22 protein-coding genes are annotated in these 24,106 nt (G+C 50.1%); 10 read left to right on the top strand and 12 right to left on the bottom strand.

Annotated elements, in window-relative coordinates; genetic code table 11:
* Nucleotides 1–318: 318 nt before the first annotated feature.
* The gene (locus PVOR_RS23035; RefSeq protein ID WP_006211917.1) at nucleotides 319–1,206 is read right to left on the bottom strand and encodes a LysR family transcriptional regulator; all 888 of its coding nucleotides are present in this window, start codon (nucleotides 1,204–1,206) and stop codon (nucleotides 319–321) included.
* 148 nt (nucleotides 1,207–1,354) lie between these two features.
* Between PVOR_RS23035 and PVOR_RS23030 the strand changes: the two genes are divergently transcribed.
* Both PVOR_RS23030 and PVOR_RS23025 read left to right on the top strand, forming a co-directional pair.
* On the top strand, nucleotides 1,355–2,005 hold the full coding sequence (locus PVOR_RS23030; protein WP_419144525.1) for an ankyrin repeat domain-containing protein: 651 nt from the start codon (nucleotides 1,355–1,357) through the stop codon (nucleotides 2,003–2,005).
* A 59-nt stretch (nucleotides 2,006–2,064) separates the two neighbouring features.
* Nucleotides 2,065–3,294 (top strand): amidohydrolase family protein, encoded by a 1,230-nt coding sequence (locus PVOR_RS23025; protein WP_040680906.1) that lies wholly within the window; start codon nucleotides 2,065–2,067, stop codon nucleotides 3,292–3,294.
* A gap of 107 nt (nucleotides 3,295–3,401) precedes the next feature.
* Here PVOR_RS23025 and PVOR_RS23020 read toward each other — a convergent pair whose 3' ends face one another.
* The 3 genes from PVOR_RS23020 to PVOR_RS23010 form a co-directional block, all read right to left on the bottom strand.
* The gene (locus tag PVOR_RS23020) at nucleotides 3,402–4,088 is read right to left on the bottom strand and encodes a G1 family glutamic endopeptidase (protein WP_006211914.1); all 687 of its coding nucleotides are present in this window, start codon (nucleotides 4,086–4,088) and stop codon (nucleotides 3,402–3,404) included.
* A gap of 235 nt (nucleotides 4,089–4,323) precedes the next feature.
* Nucleotides 4,324–5,217, bottom strand: a complete 894-nt coding sequence (locus tag PVOR_RS23015; RefSeq protein WP_006211913.1) for an RCC1 domain-containing protein — start codon at nucleotides 5,215–5,217, stop codon at nucleotides 4,324–4,326.
* A 47-nt stretch (nucleotides 5,218–5,264) separates the two neighbouring features.
* Nucleotides 5,265–5,753, bottom strand: a complete 489-nt coding sequence (locus PVOR_RS23010) for an anthrone oxygenase family protein (protein WP_006211912.1) — start codon at nucleotides 5,751–5,753, stop codon at nucleotides 5,265–5,267.
* 413 nt (nucleotides 5,754–6,166) lie between these two features.
* On the opposite strand from PVOR_RS23010, the gene PVOR_RS23005 reads away from it, so the two are divergent.
* The 4 genes from PVOR_RS23005 to PVOR_RS22990 all read left to right on the top strand — a co-directional run bounded on the left by PVOR_RS23005 (nucleotide 6,167) and on the right by PVOR_RS22990 (nucleotide 10,095).
* On the top strand, nucleotides 6,167–7,567 hold the full coding sequence (locus PVOR_RS23005; protein ID WP_006211911.1) for an ABC transporter substrate-binding protein: 1,401 nt from the start codon (nucleotides 6,167–6,169) through the stop codon (nucleotides 7,565–7,567).
* A 99-nt stretch (nucleotides 7,568–7,666) separates the two neighbouring features.
* Nucleotides 7,667–8,557 (top strand): carbohydrate ABC transporter permease, encoded by an 891-nt coding sequence (locus PVOR_RS23000; protein ID WP_006211910.1) that lies wholly within the window; start codon nucleotides 7,667–7,669, stop codon nucleotides 8,555–8,557.
* A gap of 16 nt (nucleotides 8,558–8,573) precedes the next feature.
* Nucleotides 8,574–9,407: a carbohydrate ABC transporter permease gene (locus PVOR_RS22995; protein WP_006211909.1), complete on the top strand. Its 834-nt coding sequence runs from the start codon at nucleotides 8,574–8,576 to the stop codon at nucleotides 9,405–9,407.
* A gap of 328 nt (nucleotides 9,408–9,735) precedes the next feature.
* Entirely contained in the window at nucleotides 9,736–10,095 is a 360-nt protein-coding gene (locus tag PVOR_RS22990; RefSeq protein WP_006211908.1) for a VOC family protein, read from the top strand.
* Between the two features lie 186 nt (nucleotides 10,096–10,281).
* Here PVOR_RS22990 and PVOR_RS22985 read toward each other — a convergent pair whose 3' ends face one another.
* Complete coding sequence (locus tag PVOR_RS22985; protein ID WP_006211907.1) at nucleotides 10,282–11,631, bottom strand: alpha-L-fucosidase; 1,350 nt, start codon at nucleotides 11,629–11,631, stop codon at nucleotides 10,282–10,284.
* A gap of 119 nt (nucleotides 11,632–11,750) precedes the next feature.
* Here PVOR_RS22985 and PVOR_RS22980 point away from each other — a divergent pair, with 119 nt between their 5' ends.
* Nucleotides 11,751–12,578, top strand: coding sequence for an AraC family transcriptional regulator (locus PVOR_RS22980; protein WP_006211906.1), 828 nt, complete (start codon nucleotides 11,751–11,753; stop codon nucleotides 12,576–12,578).
* Between the two features lie 54 nt (nucleotides 12,579–12,632).
* On the opposite strand, the gene PVOR_RS22975 is transcribed toward PVOR_RS22980, so the two are convergent.
* From PVOR_RS22975 to PVOR_RS22965, 4 genes are all read right to left on the bottom strand, one after another.
* A complete protein-coding gene (locus PVOR_RS22975) occupies nucleotides 12,633–12,905 on the bottom strand; it encodes a putative quinol monooxygenase (protein WP_006211905.1) in 273 nt (90 codons plus the stop codon).
* A 36-nt stretch (nucleotides 12,906–12,941) separates the two neighbouring features.
* Nucleotides 12,942–13,934: a helix-turn-helix transcriptional regulator gene (locus tag PVOR_RS22970; RefSeq protein ID WP_006211904.1), complete on the bottom strand. Its 993-nt coding sequence runs from the start codon at nucleotides 13,932–13,934 to the stop codon at nucleotides 12,942–12,944.
* Nucleotides 13,935–13,997: 63 nt separating this feature from the next.
* Complete coding sequence (locus tag PVOR_RS32660; protein WP_268741811.1) at nucleotides 13,998–14,126, bottom strand: DinB family protein; 129 nt, start codon at nucleotides 14,124–14,126, stop codon at nucleotides 13,998–14,000.
* A gap of 25 nt (nucleotides 14,127–14,151) precedes the next feature.
* Nucleotides 14,152–14,499, bottom strand: a complete 348-nt coding sequence (locus PVOR_RS22965) for a DinB family protein (RefSeq protein ID WP_006211903.1) — start codon at nucleotides 14,497–14,499, stop codon at nucleotides 14,152–14,154.
* Nucleotides 14,500–14,887: 388 nt separating this feature from the next.
* Here PVOR_RS22965 and PVOR_RS22960 point away from each other — a divergent pair, with 388 nt between their 5' ends.
* The gene (locus PVOR_RS22960; protein WP_006211901.1) at nucleotides 14,888–15,259 is read left to right on the top strand and encodes a VOC family protein; all 372 of its coding nucleotides are present in this window, start codon (nucleotides 14,888–14,890) and stop codon (nucleotides 15,257–15,259) included.
* Nucleotides 15,260–15,528: 269 nt separating this feature from the next.
* On the opposite strand, the gene PVOR_RS22955 is transcribed toward PVOR_RS22960, so the two are convergent.
* From PVOR_RS22955 to PVOR_RS22945, 3 genes are all read right to left on the bottom strand, one after another.
* Entirely contained in the window at nucleotides 15,529–16,668 is a 1,140-nt protein-coding gene (locus tag PVOR_RS22955) for a zinc-dependent alcohol dehydrogenase (protein ID WP_006211899.1), read from the bottom strand.
* Nucleotides 16,669–18,678: 2,010 nt separating this feature from the next.
* Nucleotides 18,679–20,040: a dipeptidase gene (locus PVOR_RS22950; RefSeq protein ID WP_006211898.1), complete on the bottom strand. Its 1,362-nt coding sequence runs from the start codon at nucleotides 20,038–20,040 to the stop codon at nucleotides 18,679–18,681.
* Between the two features lie 99 nt (nucleotides 20,041–20,139).
* Nucleotides 20,140–21,063: a LysR family transcriptional regulator gene (locus PVOR_RS22945; protein WP_006211897.1), complete on the bottom strand. Its 924-nt coding sequence runs from the start codon at nucleotides 21,061–21,063 to the stop codon at nucleotides 20,140–20,142.
* Nucleotides 21,064–21,227: 164 nt separating this feature from the next.
* On the opposite strand from PVOR_RS22945, the gene PVOR_RS22940 reads away from it, so the two are divergent.
* Together PVOR_RS22940 and PVOR_RS22935 are read left to right on the top strand one after the other, a co-directional pair.
* Nucleotides 21,228–22,349 (top strand): extracellular solute-binding protein, encoded by a 1,122-nt coding sequence (locus tag PVOR_RS22940; RefSeq protein ID WP_006211896.1) that lies wholly within the window; start codon nucleotides 21,228–21,230, stop codon nucleotides 22,347–22,349.
* A gap of 9 nt (nucleotides 22,350–22,358) precedes the next feature.
* On the top strand, nucleotides 22,359–24,071 hold the full coding sequence (locus PVOR_RS22935; RefSeq protein ID WP_006211895.1) for an ABC transporter permease: 1,713 nt from the start codon (nucleotides 22,359–22,361) through the stop codon (nucleotides 24,069–24,071).
* The last annotated feature ends 35 nt before the right edge of the window (nucleotides 24,072–24,106 follow it).

The raw sequence follows: 24,106 nt of genomic DNA, 5'->3' as shown, positions 1-24,106 counted from the left end.
TAAGGGATAATCAATTCACTCAAAAGCAAAACAGAGGTGAAAACGGTTTGGAGAATGTCTTTCATGCGCTCGGAACGAACGATTTCTTTTTGTGTTTTTTTATATGAAGACGCACGAAGCAGCGGAGAGAACGAAGCCATTTCCGGAAAAGCGGTAGCGATCGCCTTTGTCCCCGATATATCTTCCTTTAAGATGAATTCAGGATAATTGGGGGCAACAGCGATTGGAGGAATGCTCCGTTCCGCAGCGTCCTTATAACAGACAAAGGGGCTGCCCTCAGGTCAAGTGACTTTTGGGCAGCCTCTTTTTTGCTGAAGCTTACATATGTCTCGCTTTGGCGGCAGTCAGCAAATCGATAAAGTTCAGGGCCATTCTGGAAATGTGATAATCCTTCAGCCAGATTAGGGCGGTAGAAGCGGTAGCCGGGGTACCTGTGATTCTAAAGGCGTGAATGTGATCTGGCAAGTGCCGTTTAACCAGCGTCTCCGGTACGATCGCAACTCCAAAATCGGAGGCCACTAAACGCAGCAACAGGGAAATATCCGAGCATTCGGCGACAACGTTGGGCTGCAGGTTCTGCTCGGAGAAAGCCATCTGAATCGTATAATACACGCCTAATCCTTCGGTGCTGGGCAGAATAAGGGGATACTGCACGATTTGGGAGAGGGGCATTTCCTGTTCCAGGGATGCCTGCTGATCGGAGGCGAGTAAATAAAAGGGCTCCGTATGCAAATGAAGCACCGAGAAATCATCCAGTTCCAGCGGGAGGCGGACGATGGCTAATTCAAGTGCCCTGTTTCGAACGAGCTCACAGAGTTGATACGACTCATTTTGCTGGATTTTATACGAGACTTGGGGAAACTTTGCTCTGAATTCATGGAGCCAAGCAGGCAATTCTACCGAAGACAGAGTATTAATGCCAAGACGGAGCGTTCCCTTATCTCCGTTCCCGACCTCTTGAACCTCGGCTTTGGCCTCCTCCATGAGCTGGGTCATCTGCAGAGCATACTTGTATAGAGCTTTACCGGATTCCGTGATTTCAAGCCGCTTTCCCCGGCGGTATACCAATATTGATCCGAGTTCTTCCTCCATCGCTTTCAGCTGCTGACTGAGAGGAGGCTGTGAGATATGCAGTCGATTGGCGGCGTGCGAGATGGTTCCTTCTTCCACAATGGCGATAAAATACCGGAGCTGTCGTATATCCATATAAACAAGCAAACCTCCTTGTATATGAAAAACCTTTGGAAAATCAATTTTTTATGTATTTTTCATATGTTTCAGTCTCATGTTAGCATACGAATATACACGATAGAAAGAGGGGGCGGTTCAAGTGTTTCGTTTAACTTCGATTTTACTGATACTTTTCCTGTCGGCCTGTCAACCCCATTCCGATAAAAAAGAGGTGCAGAATATGGATCGTCAACTCATCGAATACGCTGAGCAAGGGAATACGGAGCAAGTGAAACGACTGCTTCAATCTGGAGCAAATATCAATGCGACGAACGAGGAAGGAAGAACGGCGGTCCTGGCAGCAACCTACCATAATCAAGTGGAGACGGTAGAAATCCTGATTCAGGCAGGCGCAGATATTAACATTCGCGATCATAATCGTAATAATGTATTCCTGTATGCCGGTGCGGAAGGGCTGCGCGATATTCTGAAGTTAGCAATCGATGCAGGCGCAGACGTGACAATAACCAATCGTTATGGCGGTACGGCTCTCATCCCTGCCGCGGATCGCGGGCATGTGGAGATTGTGCGGGAGCTGCTGACCCGGACGGATGTCGATATCGATCATATCAATAATCTGAACTGGACCGCGCTGCTTGAAGCGATCATTCTCGGTGACGGCGGTGAGAACCATCAGCAAATCGTGCAGCTGTTATTGGATCATGGTGCGGACGTTCATCTTGCCGACGGAGAAGGTGTAACTCCGCTGCAGCATGCGCAGGAGCGTGGATATCTGGAAATCGAACGTATTTTGTTGAATGCCATTAATGGGTAGCATGATCATATAAACAACGAAAGACAGTTACAAAGCAAATGCGGGAAGGGATGATCATGATGAATGAACAGAGTACCTCATATTGGCTGCTCCATGTCCGACTGGAAACGGGTTACCGCTACAAGGATGGGATCGTGACCGGAACGGAGACGGGATTATTTCATATGAAAATAGAGAATGGGGCATTCTCCGAGATTCGTCCTGCGGATGCTGTGCCTGAAACGGCATTGCCTGTGCGGGATGTAAAGGGTGGGCTAATGCTCCCGTCATTTCGAGATATGCATATCCATCTGGACAAAACTTATTATGGAGGCCCCTGGAAGGCACCGACCCGTCCCGCAAACGGCGTCTTTAGCCGGATTGAGGAGGAGCAGAGGCTGCTCCCCGAACTTCTTCCTACGGCCAAGGAAAGGGCGGAGGGGCTGCTGGATCTGTTAATAGGCTACGGATCGACACATATTCGTTCCCACTGCAACGTCGATCCCGTGGTTGGATTGCGAAATCTGGAGGCAACGCAGCAGGCTGTGGATGGCTACCGGGAGAAAGCCTTTGTGGAGATTGTAGCTTTCCCTCAGCATGGCCTGCTCCGCAGCCAGTCCGTATCACTGGTCAGGGAAGCGCTCCGGAATGGGGCAGCCCTCGTAGGCGGACTGGATCCCGCAACGGTGGACGATGATATGGAAAAATCATTGAATGCCATGATGGAACTGGCGGTTGAGGCGAATGCCGGCATTGATATGCATTTGCATGAGCCGTCCCATATCGGGCTGAATACCTTTAAAGTATTGGCCGATCTTGTGGAAGATGCAGGCTGGAACGGGAGAGTCACGCTAAGTCATGCCCTTGCATTGGCAGATGTCTCATCAAGCGAAGTGGATGAAGTGGCGGCTCGGCTGGCGAACCTGGGGATTTCCATCACCTCTTCAGTACCACTCGGCCGAACCATTCCGATTCCTCAGCTGCACCGCCAAGGTGTAGGCGTTTCGCTTGGACAAGACAGTATAATGGATCACTGGTCCCCATTCGGCAAGGGAGACAATCTGGATAAGGCGGGCACGCTGGCCGAACGGTTCCATCTGATGGATGAGCGTTCGCTCGGACAGACACTTGGCTTCATTACGGGAGGGGTTACTCCGTTAGACCGGGACGGGCAGTATGCATGGCCGAAAGTCGGGGATGCTGCCCATGCGGTCATTGTAGAAGCCAGCTGCTCTGCAGAGGCGGTTGCCAGAAGATCGCAACGGCGGGCCGTATTGTATAGGGGAATACCGGTTCACGGAACATTATAAAAAGACAGCCGCTGCACCCCGGAGATCAGAGGGGATGCAGCGGCTGTTTTTAGAGCTTCTTATAAGACGAGAGGATATTCCCTGACGCTTCGGTAAGGTCCGTTTCTTTATGAATGATCGCTTTTGACAACAAACCGGTCTCCAGCCCTGTTCGGGTTAGAAGGTATGGAGGTAATCTTCAAATCTTGAATCATAATGCCTCCATCCACTGAAATAAGTCGAGGACTCCTGCCGTTGGCCCGGCAGCAGGAGAAGATAACAGGAGATAGTCGTGCCATCTGGGCGAGTTCTCCATTCACTTGCGGAGCCTCAACGATCCATTCGGCAGAAGTCTGCGGACCGGTGTAGCGCTGCGACGTTCGAAAGGTCCAGTTGCGGGTTGAGTTGCGAAGGCAGATCAGCCAGATAGATCCGCTGCGCTTGATGATGGTGGCATGCATGCGGTCCCCCGGCTGGACAGGCAATGGAATGAGCGTAACCGAGGCCGGTAGAATCTCCCACCAAGCATAATAATAAGCCTTGCCGTCTATGAAATCATGACCGGTTCCGGTCTGAATCAGACTGTTGTTGCCATACCCGTCGATGCCGATCCATGCGGAGGAATAAGAAGCCCCCTGGCTTGGACGAAGAAATGGCACATTCCATTTGGCGGATACCCGCTTGAAGGTCCTCTTTTTTCCCATAATGCTGTACCCGCTCCAATTACTTGACACCCATCCGATGTTACGATGCGGTTTGGCTGAAGTTTCAAGCTTGCATGTATGATTCCACTTATCAACCTTGAGAATCCCCATATCTCCACCGCCTTTACTAGATTGATAGTATATCTAATGAAGATTCGGTAGTGGAGGTATGGGTTTTCTGTTAGAAAGTTTGGACACACCTAGATCAGAGGAAACCACCCATGCCGAGGACAAGGGATAGCAGGCAAAAGTATCTCAGAGAAAACATTTGAATATTAATGCAAACAAATAAACCATGCGAGGGAAATCGGCGCATGACTTATTGTATGTATTATTAATATTGAAACTAATTGCCGGGCAGTAGGATGCCATGCCAGCTGCTTACATCGCATTGGCCATATTTATTATCCCCCACGGCCACCACCGTGCCATCCGATTTAAGGCCAAGAGTATGCGCGCAGCCCGCTGCTACCGCCACTATATCACGCCAGCCGCTTACATTGCATTGGCCATGCTCATTCTTGCCTGCAGCCGCACACCTTCCGTCCGATTGAAGGCCAACGGTATGATAACTACCGGCCGCTATTGCCACCATACCGCGCCAGCCGCTTACATCGCATGCGTCAAACTTATTCAAGCCCACAGCGACCACCGTGCCGTCCGATTGAAGGCCAACGGTATGAAGGTAACCCGCTGCTATAGCCACGATGTTGCGCCAGTCGCTTACATTGCATTGGCTATATCGATTATTACCCGCAGCCACCACGGTGCCGTTCGATGTAAGCCCGATGGTATGCCAGTCACCTGCCGCAACCGCCACGATGTTGTGCCAGTCGCCTACATTGCATTGTCCTTCATTATTTCGGCCTGCAGCCACCACCGTGCCGTCTGATGTAAGCCCGACGGTCCGACGCCAACCCGCTGCAACCGCCACTATATTTCGCCAGTCGTTTACATTGCATTGGTCATGTTTATTCCAACCCACAGCCGTCACTGTACCGTCAGATGTAAGACCAATGGTATGGGCATTACCCGTGTTGGTCGCCATATGAACATTACCAGCCGCAACCGCCACCATATCGCGCCAGTTACTTACATCACATTGGCCATATTTATTATCACCCACAGCTGTCACTGTGCCGTCTGATTGAAGACCAACGGTATGACGAGGACCTGCCGCTATGGCATGATGTTTGGGAGATGCCCATTCCTTACAGAACCCGAGATTAGCCTGTTCCATTATGTTCTCCCTCCTTGTTTTTTTCTTTCCACTTGGATCATACAACATTAGCTTAAGCTGCGTAACGCCAAAACAAACATGACCAGCGCCCCGAGTAGGTACGTCACGGTTCTCACATGGTTCCACGGCGTCCAGCTTCCGAGATAGGTGTTCCACACCTCAGTACCGGTGCTGGTTCCGGGGTCAACGGCAGCTAACGCATCATTTAGCGGGACGTTGAATGCTATCGTTACGATAAATCCCGCCAAATACAGCAGGCTGGCCCCAAGCAGGTGCAACGAGCCGGGTTCCCCCCAGTGTATGATTGACACGATGGCAAGCGCAATGCTGGTGAGCGCCGTTCCCATAAATAATGTGCTGAATGTGGGATTTAGAATGGATACATTGATGGATTGCATCGCGTTGATCCCCTGTTCATTGGGAATTCGGGACAACGCGGTCATCATGAAGGAAGAGAACGCGAAGAACAGCCCGGCGATCAGCCCTGAGCCTACTACTGAGAATAAAGTCAGCAGGAAAATAAAACGGTCACTCATAGAATGGAAACCTCCAGTTTTATAAGGGGATTTTTTCGGCATCAATTCGATGACGAAGAATACGGTGAATTTATGATATACATTATATTGTTTGTACATACAAATATAATGGGATTTCCATCCAAAGTAAAGACCCAAATGCGAAATGGCTTATCATAAAGATCATTAAATTAATATTTTCTATATATGGTAAATATAAGAATATTTATTCGTGAATGCTCATATGATGGATAAGGAAAAAAAACGCATAAAGAACGGTAAAGGCCGCTTGCACCAAGCGGTCTCTTTGTCATGAAAAAAAGTTCAGAATATCCTCACTATTTTGAAAATAGAGATGAATATACGCTTTCGTAAGCGTATACAAAATTTGGATAGTAAATCGATTTTTGCTGCAGCCAAAAGGAGGGATACGTATGAAGTCAGGCAAGAGGGGATTTTGGCTAGTCACGACAGCGGTATTGAGTGTTTCTTTGTTATTCGGTTGCACCGGTGGCAAGGGAACGCCGAGTGAAGCCGGCAATCCGGAGCCAGGAAAGGGTGGAGAGACAGCCAAGAAAACCATTACCGTTACGTTTCGGGATGACGGGATCGGCGAGAACGGAGCGTTCTATAAATGGCTCAAGGAAGTATCGGCAAGTTACCCTGACAAGAGCGTAGAGATCAAGCCGACACCGATTCAGGCATCGGAAGGCGATTATTTTGCCAAGGTAGCGTTGGCACTGAAGTCTAAAGATACGGCGCCGGATATCGTGACAGAGGATACCTTTATCTTGAACTCCGATGCGAGCGCGGGCTATCTGGAACCGCTTGACGAGAAATTGGCGGCATGGGAGGACTGGGGCAACAGTTCTTTTATTGAAGCGATGAAGAAGGGAGTTACGGCCAGCGATGGCAAGGTATACGGAGTGCCGTACAATACGGATTCCAGGGGACTCTGGTATAACAAGGACATTTTTAAACAAGCGGGTCTTCCCGAGGACTGGCAGCCGAAGACTTGGGAGGACGTCTTAAGTGCCGCGCGAACCATCAAGGAGAAAACGCCTGATGTGGTGCCAATTTGGATGAATATGGGCAAGGCAACAGGCGAAGCCACTTCCATGCAAACCTATGAAATGCTCCTCTACGGTACAGGTGAAAGACTGTATGACGATGCTGGCAGCAAATGGATTACCAAAAGCCAGGGCATTCTCGATGCGCTGACCTTTGTGGAGACGGTCAATAAAGAGAAGCTTGGACCGCCACTGTCCAAAGTATTGAATGGTCAGGCAGGCAATACAGCTTCCCGTGAATACTTGCCGCAAGGCAAGCTGGCGATTTCCCTTGACGGCTCATGGATCACAGGCAACTATATGGAATCCGGCGCAGCCCCATGGCCTGAATACAAGGATGTGTTAGGCTTCGCGCCAATGCCGACCAGCCAAGGGCAGGACCCTGGCTCGATCACGCTGGCCGGAGGATGGGCATTATCGATTCCAAGCCATTCGAAGAATATAGACGAGGCTTGGGCCTTCATCCAATATGCACTGAATAAGGAAAACACCCAGAAGCTCGTGATGGCGTCCGGTAATATCACGGTACGTGCCGATGTAGCCAAGGATCCGGAATATACAAAAATGCCATTTAACGAAATTGCGACGGAGTACCTCAAGAACGCAGAGTTCAGACCAGCACAAGAGAAATATCCGGAAGTGTCAACACAGATTCAGACGATGGTGGAGTCGGTGGCAACGGGAACCTCGCCTGCGGACGCAATGAATAAATATGCGCAGGATGTCACCCGCATTGTTGGGGCGGATCATGTGGTGGAGAAATAGTTCGATATAGCCACGCAATGCTTGCTCAAGTCCTCCCTTATTACACGGAGGCTTGGGCAAGCGGTTTTTCAGATGATCAGCATGGAAGGAGAACTATACATGAGCAGTCTGTCCGTGGATGTTTACCCTAAACGAAAAAAATCGTATACCTGGCTCTTCTTTTTGCTTCCTTCAATCGCGATTATGCTCGTGTTTTTTGTATATCCGATCCTGCTAACGTTCTTCTATTCCTTCACGAATTTGGCGTTAACAGGCGAAGCGGCGAGGGAGCTTAAATTTATCGGCTTCGATAACTATGCCCGGATGTTCCAAGATCCTACGGTCAGGATCAGTATCTGGAATACGCTTATTTTCCTTATCGGATCGGCGGTCATCGGGCAGCAGGTGCTGGGATTTCTCATCGCACTCCTGATGAAGCAGAGGAATAAAACCTTTCGGCGGGTGATCGGAACGATTGTGCTGGCCGGCTGGGTAACGCCTGAAATTGTATGTGCCCTGTGCTTGTACAGCTTCTTCGGAGATGAAGGCACGCTGAATGCAATCATTACCTTTTTCGGATTTTCGGAGGTGACCTGGTTATTTACGGTTCCGATGCTAACCATCATTCTTGCGAACATTTGGCATGGCACCGCCTTCTCCATGCTGGTGTTCCAAGCTGCATTAGATGATGTGCCCAACGAGATCGAGGAGGCGGCGGTGGTGGACGGTGCGTCCAAGTGGAAGATCTTCACGCGCATTATTGTCCCTTATATTAAAGGAACCATTACAACCAATATGATGCTGGTTACATTACAGACGCTGGGCGTATTTGGGCTCATCTACGCGATGACCGGCGGCGGTCCGGGGAATTCGACCACAACGCTGCCCATCTTCATGTACAATCAGGCGTTTGTGAACTATCAGTTAGGTTATGGAACCGCGATATCCTTGCTGCTGCTGCTGATCGGAATTGTGTTAAGTCTGCTGTATATCAGGTCGATGAAAGAGTAACCAGAGGTGATATCATATGAATGCCAAACAACGTAAATTAGTCTATCGAATCCTGCCCTATGCCATTCTTGCGGGGATCGGAATCTGTTTTGTGCTGCCGCTGCTCTGGGTGCTTGTGGCCTCAGTCGACCCCAACGCGATGCAATCCTTGAAGGTACCCAGCAAAATTACCGGTGCCAACTATGTAGAAGTCATTACTAGCAGCGAGAATCAGCGTGCTTATCTCATTGGCCTGGTGATGTCGCTTGGCCAAGCCATCCTTGTTGTCCTGTTGGCCCTGCTCGCAGCCTATCCGTTGTCCCGATATCAGATGAAATACAAGAAACCCTTCATGCTGACCATTCTGTTCATGACATCCCTGCCGATTACGGCCGTTATGGTGCCTGTATACCAATTGTTCCTTGGATTGAAGCTGTATGACAATATCTTTGGCGTTATTCTGTTCTATGTAGCGTCATCGATGCCATACGGGATATGGATGATGAAGAATTTCATGGATTCCGTGCCGAATGATCTGGAGGAAGCCGCCTGGGTGGACGGAGCTTCCGTGTTTACGGGAATGCGTAAGGTGGTTGCACCGCTGATGGTGCCGGGGATTTGCACCGTGGCGATCTTTACCTTCTCCGGCAGCTGGGGCAATTTCTTCGTTCCGTATATCCTGCTGCAATCGCCTGAAAAATTCCCTGCCTCCCTGAAGCTGTATCAGTTCTTCGGGCAGTACGGCATGGTGGATTACGGCAGCTTGGCCGCTTTCTCGGTGCTGTATGCTATTCCGGCGATCATCATGTACATTCTCTCCCAGCAGTTTATGTCCAAGGGCTTCGGGCTGCAGGGCGGAACGAAGGGGTAGGTTGCAGGGCAGGCAGACACTCCTGCTCAACATTCGAAAACGGCAGAAATGCCGTTTTTTTGTGTTTTTTTGTTCTGTGTTCTGTGTTTTGTGTTTTGTGTTTTGTATTTTGTATTCCGTGCTCTGTGTTTCGGAGAACCTGTCATCAGGGGCGCGTTTGCCGACTCATCTTGGAGCCCTATGGTATGGGGAGCAAGAATTATGGACAGGTTGGAGGGAAGTCTGTTTTTATTGGAAATATTTGTTATACTTTAGACAGGATATCACGGATGAAGAGGATTCCGTCGTTTCGATGGGGTATCTCAACACTGAGAAATGGGGGGAGAACATGAGAGTCAAACGAATCGTCGCTAATATTGGCACAAAGGAGATCGCAGCCGCAAAGACGTTTTATCAAGATGTGTTAGGTCTGGATATATTAATGGATCACGGCTGGATTGCGACCTATGGCTCGCAGGATGTGATGACCATTCAGCTCAGCTTTGCTTCGGAAGGAGGCGGCGGCACGCCTGTGCCGGATCTGTCAATCGAAGTGGATGATATAGAGACTGTGCTGAAGGACATGAAGGGAGCAGGCTTTCGCATTGAGTATGGTCCTGTTGACGAGCCGTGGGGAGTCCGGCGATTTTTCGTCCGGGATCCGTACGGCAAGTTAGTCAATATACTGGCTCATCTATCGCATGATTGAGGATCATTTGTGGCCAGATTCAATCAGGCCCGTGGGCTGCTGAAATAGGGTTTGCGCTACTGACTCGCGGCTGGATGCGGGAGGATGTGGGTATGTAGAACATGAAAAAAGAGCCAGACGTGATGTCGAAACATCACGTCTGGCTTTTCTGGCAAAATATACGGTTCGGATGATGCAATCGTATCGTTACGAACGATCCGGTTCGTCAATCAGCTCGAGTTCAATCACGGTATTGCGTTTGTCCGGAAGTGGATAAGTGAAGTGCTCCGGCCGGGCGAAATTCACAAACGCATCCTCGGTGAATTCCGCTGCGCTCCAGGGGCGGCTGAGGAACAATTCGTATCCGTCCGCCAGCAGGCGGGCCTTCTTCACCTTGTCGGCCATGCCGATGAGATTGATCGGTCCAATGGACTCCTCGAAGACATGGGCGTACAGTTTGTTGCCTTTTTGCGTGTAGCGTCCCCAATCCGGCTTAGGATAATCCGCAGCCGCGCAGCCGTAGATGCTGTCGCTGTTCTTGCTCATCCAGTCACCGATTTCCTCCAGCACGTCGAGGCTTTCCTTGGGAATGACACCTTTGGCGTCAGGTCCAACGTTCAGCAGCATGTTGCCATTCTTGCTTACGCATTCCACCAGCTTGCGGATTATGGTCGTTGAGGACTTGTAATTGCGGTCGGCTGCTGCATAACCCCAGTTATTGTTCAGCGTAATGCAGGCTTCCCATGGAATCGGGGCGCCTGTCTCATCTACGACACCATGCGGTGGAATGATCTGTTCGGGCGAAGCAAAATCACCGCTGTAAATGGAAGGATCGCTGGTATAGATGCTGCCGCCGCTCTCGCCGCTGCCCTCCAGCCGATTATCGATGAGAATGTGCGGCTGCAGCTCGCGAATCATTTTCATGAGCTCGGTAGCGCGCCATACCTCGCCGCGCATCGTATCATACGAGAAGTCAAACCACATTATATCGAGCTTGCCATAGCCTGTCAGCAGCTCGTGTACCTGGCCATGCATGTAATCCAGGTAACGGTCGAAGTTTTTCGGATCGCGCTTGAAGGATTCGTTGCCCCGCATCGGATGAATGCGGTCTCCATAAGCAGGATAGTCTTCATGATGCCAGTCGATGAGGGAGAAGTAGAGGCCGACTTTCAGACCTTCCTCGCGGAAAGCTTCCAGAAACTCCTGCACGAGGTCCCGGCCGGCTTTGGTATTCGTTGATTTATAGTCAGTCAGCTTGCTGTCGAACAAACAGAATCCATCATGATGCTTGGCCGTAAGCACCGCGTATTTCATGCCAGCTTTCTTGGCGGCCTTGGCCCATTCCCGGGGGTTATAGTCTACGGGGTCAAATTCATCAAAATACGTCTGATAGTCTTCGATACTCATCTGTTCCGAACTTCGAAGCCATTCGCCTCTTGCCGGAATCGAGTAGAGACCCCAGTGGATAAACATGCCGAAACGGTCGTTCTGGAACCATTGCACACGCTGGTTTCGATCTTGAATGACTTGATTGCTGGGAGTGGTAGTCGTTGTCATGGAATCAAACCTCCGATTCTTGGAATTGTCGAGTTTGATTTTAACAAGAATGTGTTAGTATGAATAGATAATTACTTAACTCTGACGGGTATTATAATAACTTTAGAGGACAATCGAAGATGAAGAATGAACGAAATGAACATGAAGCTATCCAGCAAATGCTCCTGAATATGCAGGTCCAGATCTGGGAGGCAGAGAGAACGCAGTGCTGGCCGGAGTGGAAGGAATTCGACTATACCGTGTCCTACAACAAGCTCTATTTTATTCTGGATGGTGAAGGATGGGTAAAGATCGGCGATGAGGAACTGTATCCTGTCCCGGGTCAATTGATTCTGATGCCGGCAAGGACCAAGCAGTCCTATTCTGTCATCAGCGGCCGTCCCTATCTGAAATATTGGTCGCACTTCTCGGCGACTGTGGGCGATTCGGATGTATTTTCTTGGCTGAACGTTCCCTACAGCTATGACTTAACGGACAATGCGGAGATGCCCCTGTTATTCCAGCAGCTGGTCGATGCGCATCGCACCCGTTCCATCGCCGCTCGCTTGAAGGAGAAGTCGGTGATGCTGGATATTCTCTCCAGGGTGTTCGATCAACAGCAGCCTCAGATTCATGCGGACAAAATGGAGGAAATGAGCAGGCTTCACACCGTGCAGCAGTTTATCAAAAACCACCTGCACGAAGAGATCACGCTGGAGCAGATGGCGGGGACATTGCATTTGCATCCGAATTATTTTATTAAGTACTTCAAACGGCATTTCGGAATCACGCCGCAGAAATACTTGAGCCTCAAGCGAATGGAGCAGGCTAAACTTATGCTTAGAACAACGCCTCTGAGCATAAAGGAGATTGCGGACGCAACCGGCTTTGAGTCAGCCAATTATTTCTCGAAAACATTCCGCAAAGAAGTAGGTTACAGTCCTTCGGAATATCGTAACAATATATAACGGAAGAGGCTGTCCCCCAAGTTTCAATCGGGGACAGCCTCTTTGCTTGTAAACCTAGAATCCTTTACCTCCAAGCGGCTTCAGCTTAAGCGGTTCAGCGCCGGCAATCAGCGGGCGTCCGCGCTTCAGCAGCTCGGAAGTGTCGGCCCCCTCCAGCGAAGCTGCATGTGCGTCTTGGCTGCTCCACAATTCCGTGACCCATACAGCATTCGGATCGCTGTCCGAGACATTGACGATATAAAGCTCACAATCTTTGTTATCACGAAGTAACGCTGCTGCTTCGAGCAGGATCTCCGCAAGTTCATCACGCTTGTCCCGGATGGGCAATCAGCTTGCCGTACATCGCAAATTTTTCCATCGTTATCACCCTTCATTATTGGTCATCGCCGTTATCATTTGTTCATAATGGTGCGCCATGTCCCTTGTTATCTCTGACAGTTTCAAGACGAGGGAGGCAGGCTCAAGGATGTGTAAAGATTTGCCGTAGGGGAGAAGGAAATAGGGAACGTAGGCTGTCAGTGAGGACGAGCCTAATTGGAAATGGGCTTCTCCAGGCAGACGTTTGACAAGGGCATGTCCGAATAACCAGTGTTGACTTAATTCATTCAGAACATGCTCATGCCCCTGAATGACGACCGTAACGAGAGGTTCATGGTTGCCGGGATCGGGCAGCAGAGCGCCAAGCAATGCATCCCTGGCCGAAAAATCAGCGGGCCGCTCGAAATGTTGGTCCGTCATCTCCAGTCCGATGATTCGATCCACACGGAAATTGCGTATTTCTTGACGCAAGCGGCAGTATCCGGCGGCATACCATTGCCCTTTCCAATGGATGATGCTGTAAGGGTCAAAGTCACGGGAGACGATGCCGCCCTCACGGCCGTTTGAATAGATCATCTTCAAGGTTTGACCGTGTGCGGAGGAAGTCTCCAGCATTTGAAGCAGCGATCGCTGCTCTTCATGTACAGGGGGCTGCAATACCGAGAGGCCGCTGCTGTGCCGCTCCATTTGATGAAGCTGCTTCTCATTCGTATAACGCTTCAACTTGTCGATGGCCCGCTGCAGCACATCGGTGAATGGATAGCCGGTTTCTTTGGCAAAAATCGAAGCGTGAACCAATGCCTTCTGTTCTTCGGCATCAAACAGCAGCGGGGATTCCGCAAAATGACCCAGAATCCGGAATCCGCCGTTAGGCCCTGAATCGGCGATGATCGGCGCACCGCTGGCGCATAAGGAATCGATACAACGGTATACCGTTCGAACATGGATTTCCAGCTCATCAGCGATTTGATGTGCGGTCACCTTTCTACCCGAGCGAAGCATCCACAGGATCGACAGCATATTGTCTGCTTTGGACATCAGGGGGCGCCCCTTTCAGTTGAAGATGGTCTGGAGTATGCGTTCGAGTAGATTGTATCCTTTTTACACTAAAGGGTCCATGCCCTCTATCGACTCCAGGAATCGTAGGTCGGACCGTAAAGTTACGGGAATGCGCAGGCCGGCTTGTCTCATCAGCACCGTCATTTGTCCACGGTGATGGGTTTGATGCATGAGGGTGAAGTGCAGGAATTCCGCGTTAGTCCAAAGCTCTCCATCGAATTCTCGTAGTTTCTTGAAGATCTTCCTCACTCCACTGCGACTTAACGGCATCCAGAAGGGCATGTCGGATGCGGCGATAACTAGCCTGAATCTCGGCAGCGGAATCCGGGATTTCTTGCTCGCGAGACGGGCCTTCAAATTGTAGTCCGAGCATGTTCATATACTGAATCGACATCACCAAATGCCAAGCCAGCTGACCAAGGGTGCGGTGCTGATCCGTAATCGCCGTTTTTAGGGAGTCGTCGGTCAAAGCGTCCATGACTTGTTCCGTTATGCGGGCTTCTTTTAACCATTCTGCATTAAAATCCTCGATACTCATGTTCATGTGTAACCCTCGCTTTGCATTAGATTGATTGTGCTGCTGCAAGTCGAGTATATCTAATAATTCCTGACAGTTATGGTCAGTGATGAAGCGTTCAATAGAATATAATTCCGGAGTGATTGTGATGACACTTTATATTGCCAGCAATCAGATTTTCTCCATTCACTGGGCGACTCCATTCGGAGAGCAGGAGGTCGAGATTATGCTGAAATCGCGCTCAAGAAGTATTGGATTGGTATGATGGATTTCGGACATATGTGCCAAAGTTGGTATAAACCTATTTCAGGTTCATGAAATTTTCGAGAGAATTCAGTAATTCAGCAATCCGGAAGAATTTTGCTGCAGTCTGTCTGATACAATGTCTCTAAACAACGAAATGGAGGTTGGTATCATGTCATTAGCGGATATTCGGTTTCTCGGCGGTAATAATATCGCACTCAAAATTCCAAAATTCAAGTATGACGAAACCGTGCATTTTTACAAGGAAATATTGAAGCTGCCGTATTTGGGTTATAAGGATAATGCTCATGCCTTTCAGCATGGCCCTAACACCTTGTGGCTGGATTGCATGATCAATTATGCCCAGCAGGATGTGTGGCTGGAGGTGGGTGCCAACGATTTGGATGAGGCAGCAGAGTATCTGCAGGAGCATGGGGTGAGCCGCAGAGACGAGGTGGAGGTCCATGAGAATTCGAAAGGCTACTGGATATCCGACCCTTGCGGGACAATTATTCGTGTGAATGCGAGAAAAGCAAGTGAATAAGTTAGCCGATAGGCGTTATTATTTCAACATATGAAAAATTCACAATAGATAGGTAAGAGGTATCTATTTCTTGCATGCTAGTATTGGTAACTCTGCAAGGATGGTAGGCGTTATTCCGTTTGTATCCAGCGGAAGCCGAGCTTGCTTACATAGAGCGATTTGAATATGGAGACAGCTCAAAAACGAAAAACCAAGCAGAGTTTCACAGCCTATGGCCGTGAGGGACTGCTTGGTTTTGGTTCACTGGAACTCATCGGAAATGATGGAGCTTAGGGCTTTAAAACCACCTTGGTGCATTCATCTTCGTGCTCATAGAATATCCGGTAGGCTTCACTTGCTTGTTCCAGTGGAATCCGGTGAGATACAATTTCGGTTGGATCGAATTCACCGGCCGTGATTTTCTTGAACAGCTCCGGCATGTAATGGATCACGGGGGCCTGTCCCATGGTCAGGGTAATGTTTCTCTCAAAGATATGCCCCAGCGGGAACATGTTATATAAAGAGCCATATACGCCCGTTATCTGAATGGTACCGAATTTACGGACAGCCTCGATCGCGATATCGATTGCACTCAACGTACCGCCCTGGATCTTCAGCTTCTGACCGATGGCTTCCAAAGGGGATTTCTTGCCGTCCATACCCACGCAATCTATGACGATATCCGATCCACCCTTGGTAATTTCGCGGATGTATGCGCCCATATCATCATAATCTTCAAAATTGTAGATCTCCACGTTGTTCATCTGCTTTGCCTTTTGTAATCGGTAAGGGAGACGGTCAACGGCGATGACCCGTTTAGCCCCTTTCATCCACGCGAATTTCTGCGCCATCAGACCGATGGGCCCGCATCCAAGCACCGTTACGATATCGCCCGGCTTCACACCGGCATTCTCCACACTCCAATATGCTGTGGGCAGGACGTCGGACAAGAAGAGAAGGGCCTCATCCTCCAGCTCGCACGACTCCGGAATGACCAGCGGCATAAAGTTTCCGTACGGAACTCTCAAAAATTCTGCTTGGCCGCCCGGGTAGTTTCCGTAGCGTTCGGTGAAACCCAAATAACCGCCTGTATGGATATCGTGGTTTCCGTTGGAGTTGTCGCATTGGCTCTCCATATCGTGGTTGCAATAGTAGCAATGGCCGCATGACACATTGAACGGGAGCACGACGCGATCGCCCTTTTTCACGCGCGTCACGTTTGCCCCGACTTCTTCCACAATCCCCATCGGCTCATGACCGATGACATAATCCTTTGCCGCAGGCAGAGCTCCTTGGTAGATATGAAGATCGGAACCGCAAATGGCCGTCGATGTAATGCGGACGATCATATCGTCCTGGGTCTGAATGGTAGGATCCTCAACTTGTTTGACCTGAATGTCTTTTGCACCTTGATATGTGACTGCTCTCATACGTACCCTCCTTATGCGATGAATCTCCCCTTTTTTCTTACCCATTTTTACATATTTGCGAACATGGATATGGATATTCATGCAAGCATGGATTGTACAGATTGCAAAATCACGTTCACTCTGAACAGTATGAAAAACATAAAAAAGCAAGCAACCCTCGAATGCCTAGCGGCTAAGCAGATGAATGGGGTAACGCACTCGCTTCTTCTACTACATAGTGGATATCATGACCAAGTTCCTTAATGATCATGCAGTCCTGCGCAGGAGGTTAATCCTAAATATGAGATCCTCACGGCATCGTTCGTTCTCATTGATTTTAATGAGTCGATCCCTAATCCTAACGAGGTTGTTTCTATCGTGTGTTTGGTTATGAACAGGGGTTGCGGACGGCTGCTTAGTCTTTGTTACTCGGCGCGTGGCCGATAATTAATCGCGTGTGCTTGCCAAACAATTTTTGACAGTACTTGCGTGAGCTGGGTGTAGTCCGTTTGCTGAACATTTCTTGGTGGTGCTCGCGTGAGCTGGGTATGGTCTGTTTGCTGGACATTTCCTGCAGTAACGAACCTGAGAGCCGCTATTTTAGATAAAATAGCCTGATTTTGAGACTAACGGACCGAGAGGCCGTTATATGTCTAAAAAACGGGCGAAGTTACCTCTAAATCTGCGAATAGCGGTCCTCATGTCCCTTAGATTTTTGAATTGGACCTTTCTAAGTCAATAAGTTCCTGTCGGTCCGTTAACCAAGCGCGTGACCTCGGCATGGTCTGCTTTCCCAGTAATTCTTGGCAGTCCTCATGTGAACTCGGTATAGTCTGTTTGCTGGTCATTTTTGGAAGTGCTCGCATGAGTTCGATATGGTTTGTTTGCTGGTCATTTCCTGGCAGTAACGGACTTTAGAGCCGCTATTATAGATAAAACAGCCTGATTTTGAGACTAACGGACCGAGAGGCCGTTATTTGTCTAAAAAACGGGCGAAGTTACCTCTAAATCTGGAAATAGCGTTCCTCAGGTCCATTAGAATTGTGAATTGGACCTTTCTAAGCCAATAAGGTCCTGTCGGTCCGTTAACCAAGCGCGTGACCTCGGCATGGTCTGCTTTCCCAGTAATTCTTGGCACTCCTCATGGGAAATCGGTATAGTCTGTTTTCTGGACATTTCCTGGTGTGCTCATGTGACCTCGGTATAGTCTGTTGGCTGGACATTTTTGGCATGAGTTCGATACGGTCTGTTTGCTGGTCATTTCCTGCAGTAACGGACTTGAGAGCCGCTATTTTATATAAAATAGCCTGATTTTGAGACTAACGGACCGAGAGGCCGTTATATGTCTAAAAAACGGGTGAAGTTACCTCTAAATCTGGGAATAGCGATCCTTAGGTCCATTAGAATTGTGAATTGGACCTTTCTAAGCCAATAAGGTCCTGTCGGTCCGTTAACCAAATAGAGGAGGAGGGGAGAGTCGGGAGGGAGTAAGCAGTAGAAAGGTAGAGAGTAGGGAGTGGAGGTAGAGGTAGAGGTAGAGAGTAGAGGTAGAGGTAGAGAGTAGAGGTAGAGAGTAGAGGTAGAGAGTAGAGGTAGAGAGTAGAGAGTAGAGTGTAGAGTGTAGAGTGTAGAGAGTAGAGTGTAGAGAGTAGAGAGTAGAGAGTAGAGAGTAGAGAGTAGAGAGTAGGGAAGCGGGGGCAACGAACGGATGGTTCAACACAAAAAGAGGCTAATAGGCCCACGGCGCACAGCCCAGCCCCAAACGTTAGCGAGTGCGCCCCCCCCCACAGCCCAGCCCCAAACGTTAGCGTGTGCAGATCCGCAGCACTGCGCACTACCGCCCACGCTGCGAGTGCAGAATCACAGCACTCGCAGCGTTTTCCATGCAAAAACAAAGCAAGAGGGCTGAAGTGTACACCTCAGCCCTCTTGCCTGTGCAAACGATGGAGTCTCCCGAAGGGAGACAAAATCTTAGTTGACTCTTTCAGTCATGAACCGCCGACGGGCGGTAACTGTACTGCAGAAGCCTTCTTATACCAGCTTTAAATACTCCACTGCTGTCAGCAGCCCTTTATCGAAATTCTCCAGATTAAAATGCTCATTCGGAGCATGCAGATTCTCATCCGGCAAGCCGTAGCCCATCATGACCGCAGGGCCGTTCAATGTGCTGGACAGCTTCTCCACGATTGGAATGGAGCCGCCGTCCTTCGTGAACAGGGCACGTGTGCCGTACACATTCTCGAAGGCATCCGCCGCTTTTTGCAGCATCGGATGGGATGGATCGATGTTGAAGGCAAACGCTTTTTCCTTCGGTTTGAACGTAAGCTTCGAACCGACCGGAGTGTGAGCATGCAAGTGTGCTTCAATTGCGTCAAGAACTGCTTGCGGATCCTGGTTCGCCACCAGGCGGCACGTGATTTTGGCGTGGGCTTCCTTCGGAATGACGGTCTTGCTGCCCTCGCCCTGGAATCCGCCGTACACCCCGTTCAGCTCTAGCGTAGGACGTGCACCTACCCGTTCCACGAAGGAGAAGCCTTCTTCACCATACAGGGAATCGAGGCCGAGATCCCGCTTCAGCTTCTCCTCGTCAAATTCCTGCTTGGCAAATTCCTCGCGCATTTCCGGGGACAGCTCAAGTACACCGTCATAGAAGCCTTTGACAGCGACACGGCCTTGCTCATCATGGAGCGAGGAGAGCAGGGAGACGAGGGCATGCAGCGCGTTAGGCACCCCGCCGCCATATGTACCGGAATGCAGGTCGGTATTGGCTGTTTCGAGTGACAGCTCCAGGGAGCATAATCCGCGGAGGCCCGTAGAAATAGCCGGTTTACCAGGTGCGAGCAGGGACGTATCCGAGATCACAATGGCATCCGCCGCAAGCTTGTCCTTATGGTTGTCGAGATAGAGCGGCAGGTTTGGACTGGATACCTCTTCCTCGCCTTCGATACAAAACTTGATGTTGACCGGAAGCTCCTTCTCCTGTTTCAAAATAGCTTCGACAGCTTTGACATGCAGGAAGAGCTGTCCTTTGTCGTCCGTAGCGCCGCGCGCGTACAGCTTGCCGTTGCGAATATCCGGCTCAAACGGCGGAGTTTCCCACAGATGCAGCGGGTCTACCGGCTGCACATCGTAATGGCCGTATACGAGTAGGGTCGGCTTGCCTTCCGCATGCAGATGGTCCGCCGTAATAATAGGGTGTCCTGCCGTCTGATGAACCTCGACATGCTCAAGCCCAGCCTCTCTAAGCTTGCCAGCAAGCCATTCTGCTGCCTTGGCAACGTCGCCTTTGTGCTCGGACAGGGCGGAAATGCTCGGAATGGACAACCATTCCTTCAATTCGTTCAGATGGGTTTCGCGGTGTTCAGCGAAATACGCTTTATAATCAACACTCATCATTTAGGATCCTCCTTGGATTAACATTGGCATACCAGAATGCCGCACCTTACTATTCTACCCCTTTTTAGAAGAATACGAAATATAGCGGAATGAAACTTAAAACTGATCGCGAACATGATTCGTCTGTTGAGATGAAAAATTGTCCAGGAGATTTCTCCAGAACATTCGCAGTGCCGGACTAATCAGTTTATTGCGGTGCCGAACGGCATAGATCTGGCGTTCAGGCAGCCAGGACGGGATGGGCCGCGAACGAAGTTTGCCCTCTGCGAGGTCCTCCTGGATGGCGGCTTCTGCAATCATGCCATACCCGAGACGGTGCCGCACCGCTGATTTCAGTGCCTCGGTACCCGAGATCTCCATCGAAACCTGAAGCTGCAACCGATGTTTGTCCGCCCAGCGGTCAATAAGCTGCCGGCTAATGGAGCCCGGTTCATGGGATACGAAGGGATGTCCGGCCAGATCCTCCGGAAACAAATCTTCTGAACTCCCGAAGGGATGGTCCGGCGCGAATATAAGCACGAGATCATCATGAATCAGCGGCTGGGCGATGAATTCAGGGTCCTCCACTTGCGTGTTCGAGATGATGCCGACATCGAGCTCATATTTTTTGATTTTTTCGAGGATATAGGCTGCCGGTCGGACATCCAGCATGATGGACAGCCCTGGATAATTGAGCTTCAGCTGCTGCAAGAGCGGCGGCAACAGATAGGTGGCTGGCGTATGGGTGCTGCCAATGGCGAGAACCCCCGCGGCCGTTCCCCGGTATACGTCCATTGTCGATTCAGCTTGCTCGGACAGGGAATGGATCTGTGATGCGTAATGATAGAAGGCGTGGCCGGCTTCCGTAAGTTTGATGACATGATAGGACTTGGTATGAAACAGAGCGATGCCAAGCTCTTCCTGCAGCTTGTTCAGATGGAAGGTGACGGTTGGCTGGGTGATGCCAAGCTCTTGAGCTACAAGGTACAGCTTCTTCAGCTCCACGGTGAGCACAAACACTTTTAATTGCTGTAAGTTCATGGATTACATCCTTTCTTCCAGTTTCATCATCGATACTATTAATCTTATCCTTTATTTGATAGATATTATTTAACTCTTTGTTAACGCAGCGATAATTTTTAATTGAATCTGGGGCGTTATGCTGAAATGGAATCAAGAAGGCCAATTCGAAACAGGAGGGTGACATGAATAAAAAGACAGGTTTCAAATATGGGATGTTGTTTGCATTAACCGCACTCATGTGGCTATTGTCGGCATGCGCGCAATCCGATGGACAGCAAACGGTCCGATCGGGAGAAACCACCGTACCCATCGCCAGCGGAAGTGGGGCTTCGGGGCAATCGGAGGTGTCCTCAGGTAACGACAAGGTTGAAGACACCGGGGAAACGATCTATTTATACGGAAATGATTTTGTGGATTTCATTGCTCCGAAGTTTATGGAAGAGACAGGCTTCAAGATTGAAGCCGTGCATTATGGCGGGGGAGAAGCATTGGCCAAAATAGAGGCCGAGCAGGGGAACCCGCAGTGGGACGTGCTGATGATGGACGGTCACGGATCGGTGCGAAATTTAGCTGACCGCGATTTTCTGATGACAGGCTGGCAGCCCCAGAATCTGGGGAATCTGTCCGAGAACGGGAAGGCTTATGTGCCGGAGGATTTCGCCTATTTCCCGGTCGGCATTCATGCAGCTGGCGTGATTGCTTATAACACGGATCGGGTATCGCCAGAGAAGGCTCCGACCACATGGGAACAATTTTTTGACTATGACGGTCCAGTCGGTCATGCAGATCCTGCTGTAGCAGCGCCTGCCTATCCACTCGTATCTGCGTTTTTTGAACAGTGGGGCGTAGCGGAGGCGGAGCAGAAATATGCGCAGCGTTTTGAGAAGGGACTCCATGTCTATCCCAAGAACGGCCCGGTAGGCAAAGCCTTGTTAAGCGGAGAGATCGAGGTTGCGGCACTTCAAGAGCACAATGCTTATGAACTGAAACTTGCAGGTGAGCCCATTGAGGTGATTTGGCCGGAGGAGGGGGCACCCGGGAGCCTTCGTGTGGTAGCGATCAGCAAACAGGCCAAGAATCCGGCTGCGGCCAAGGCGTTTGTTGAATATATGCTGAAACCCGAGACACAGCAGATGTTAACGGCGCTGGATTCAACGGACAGCTTCTTCACGCCGCTGGTTGAAGGTGTGCCGGCACGAAGTGAACGTGAACCAAACGGTGCCTTTATGCTGCCTTCTGCAAAGTGGGCCTCCGAGCATGAAGTTGAGATCAAAACCTGGTTTGCGGATCAGAACGTAAGGTAGGCAGATTACATGAATACTTCGGAAGCTCGCTATGGAGGCGGGGTAACCCTCCTCCTGTTTGTTTTTATTTTTTTGCCGCTGCTCGCCGTTCTGATCAACGTGATATTTCCCGGACTCTTTTTCGGGCAGATTCAGTCCAGCAGCCTGGGTTTGATCGGAGAAATATTTCATCGTCCGCTGTGGAAACAATCCCTCCTGAATTCAGTCACATTAGCGCTGGGAACGGCCACGTTTGGTACGATCATCGGAGGCGTTCTGGCTACTATACGGGCAAGATGGAATTTTGCCGCAGCGAGGTTGCTGGATATGACAGCTTGGGTGCTGCTGATCGCTCCCTCCTTCATGATTGCACAGGGCTGGGTATTGTTTGCGAGTGCGGATGGACTGGTTCATCAGTGGCTGGGTCTGACGTGGGTTACCTCGTTCATTTTTCAACCGGCCGGACTAGTGTTTGTCATGTCGCTTAGTAAGTTTCCGCTGGCTTATCTGGCTATCATGGCCGCATCGGAATGGAATATCCGGCAGTTTGGTTACGCGGCCAGACTGAACGGCGCCAAGCCGTTCACCGTGTGGAGAACCGTCGAGCTGCCATTGGCGCTGCCTTCATATGCAGCGGGCTGGACCTTGGTTTTTATGGATTCAATCGGCGATTTCGGGCTGCCTGCCGCATTGGCAACGGTGTATAAATTCCCCACGCTGACCTACTCCATTTACTCGGCTATTTACCAGTCGCCTGTTCGTTTTGATATGGCGGGAGTGCTGGCCTTTTACCTGGTCTTGATCCTGGCACTGGCGATGACTCTGCTTATGGTGACCCTTCGCAAATCCAGATTTGACTTTCTGAATGCGAGAGCCGTCAAGCTGGAGAAGGTGAAGCCGCGTTTTGCGTGGATTTACAATCTGTCGATTACGGTTTTTCTTGTTGTGAGCCTCGGGATTCCGATTGGGACGAGTGCTGCGGTATCTCTGCTGAAACAGGCAGGCGGCGGCCTGAATGTGGGTAATTTTACGCTCGATCATTATCGTGAATTATTTGCAGGGCAGGCTGGGGACCACCGGCTGCTGGGTTATCTGGAAGGAATGTATCATTCACTTGCCATTGCTGCCGCTGCCGCATTGTTTAGCATGCTGATCGGGTTTGTTGTTGCCTATATGCTGACCTTCACGGAGTCGAGGCTAAAACCGCTGCTTCAGCTGTTCTCTATCGTTTCATTGGCAGTGCCCGGTGTTGTTCTGGGAATTGGCTATATCTTTATATGGAATCAAAAATGGCTGGAACCGCTCGGTTTGCACTTGTACGGAAAGCCTTCGCTGCTCGTGATTGCGGGCATAGCCGGTGCCATCCCCTACGCGGTCAGGGTCCAGCTTGGAGCGTTCGGCAATTTGTCCAGCACAATGCTGAAGGCAGCCGCTATCCAAGGGGCAAGTGTATTCGAGCGGATGCGGGATATCGTACTGCCCATGGTGCGTCAGTCGTTGCTTATTGCAATTCTGGCTTCGTTTGGAACCAGCGTGTTTGATTTGGCCCTGGCCTCGATGCTGAAACCGGCTAATTATTCGTTGATGCCGCTGGTTATCGATAGAGCTTTTGAATTCTCGCGCTATGGCTATGCTACGGCTGCTACCGTGGTAAGCTGCGGTACCGTGGTGCTGATCATCGTATTGCTTCAAGCAGTGGGGCGTCTTGTATTTCGATGGCTGGATGGCAAGAAATCGCGGTAGATGGAATTGGTTGTCGATAGAGTGTGATCAGACTT

The organism is Paenibacillus vortex V453, from assembly GCF_000193415.1.
Classification (GTDB): Bacteria; Bacillota; Bacilli; order Paenibacillales; family Paenibacillaceae; genus Paenibacillus_AQ; species Paenibacillus_AQ glucanolyticus.
Note: the sequence above shows the minus strand (reverse complement) of the source record. Positions and strands in the feature narration are given on the sequence as shown.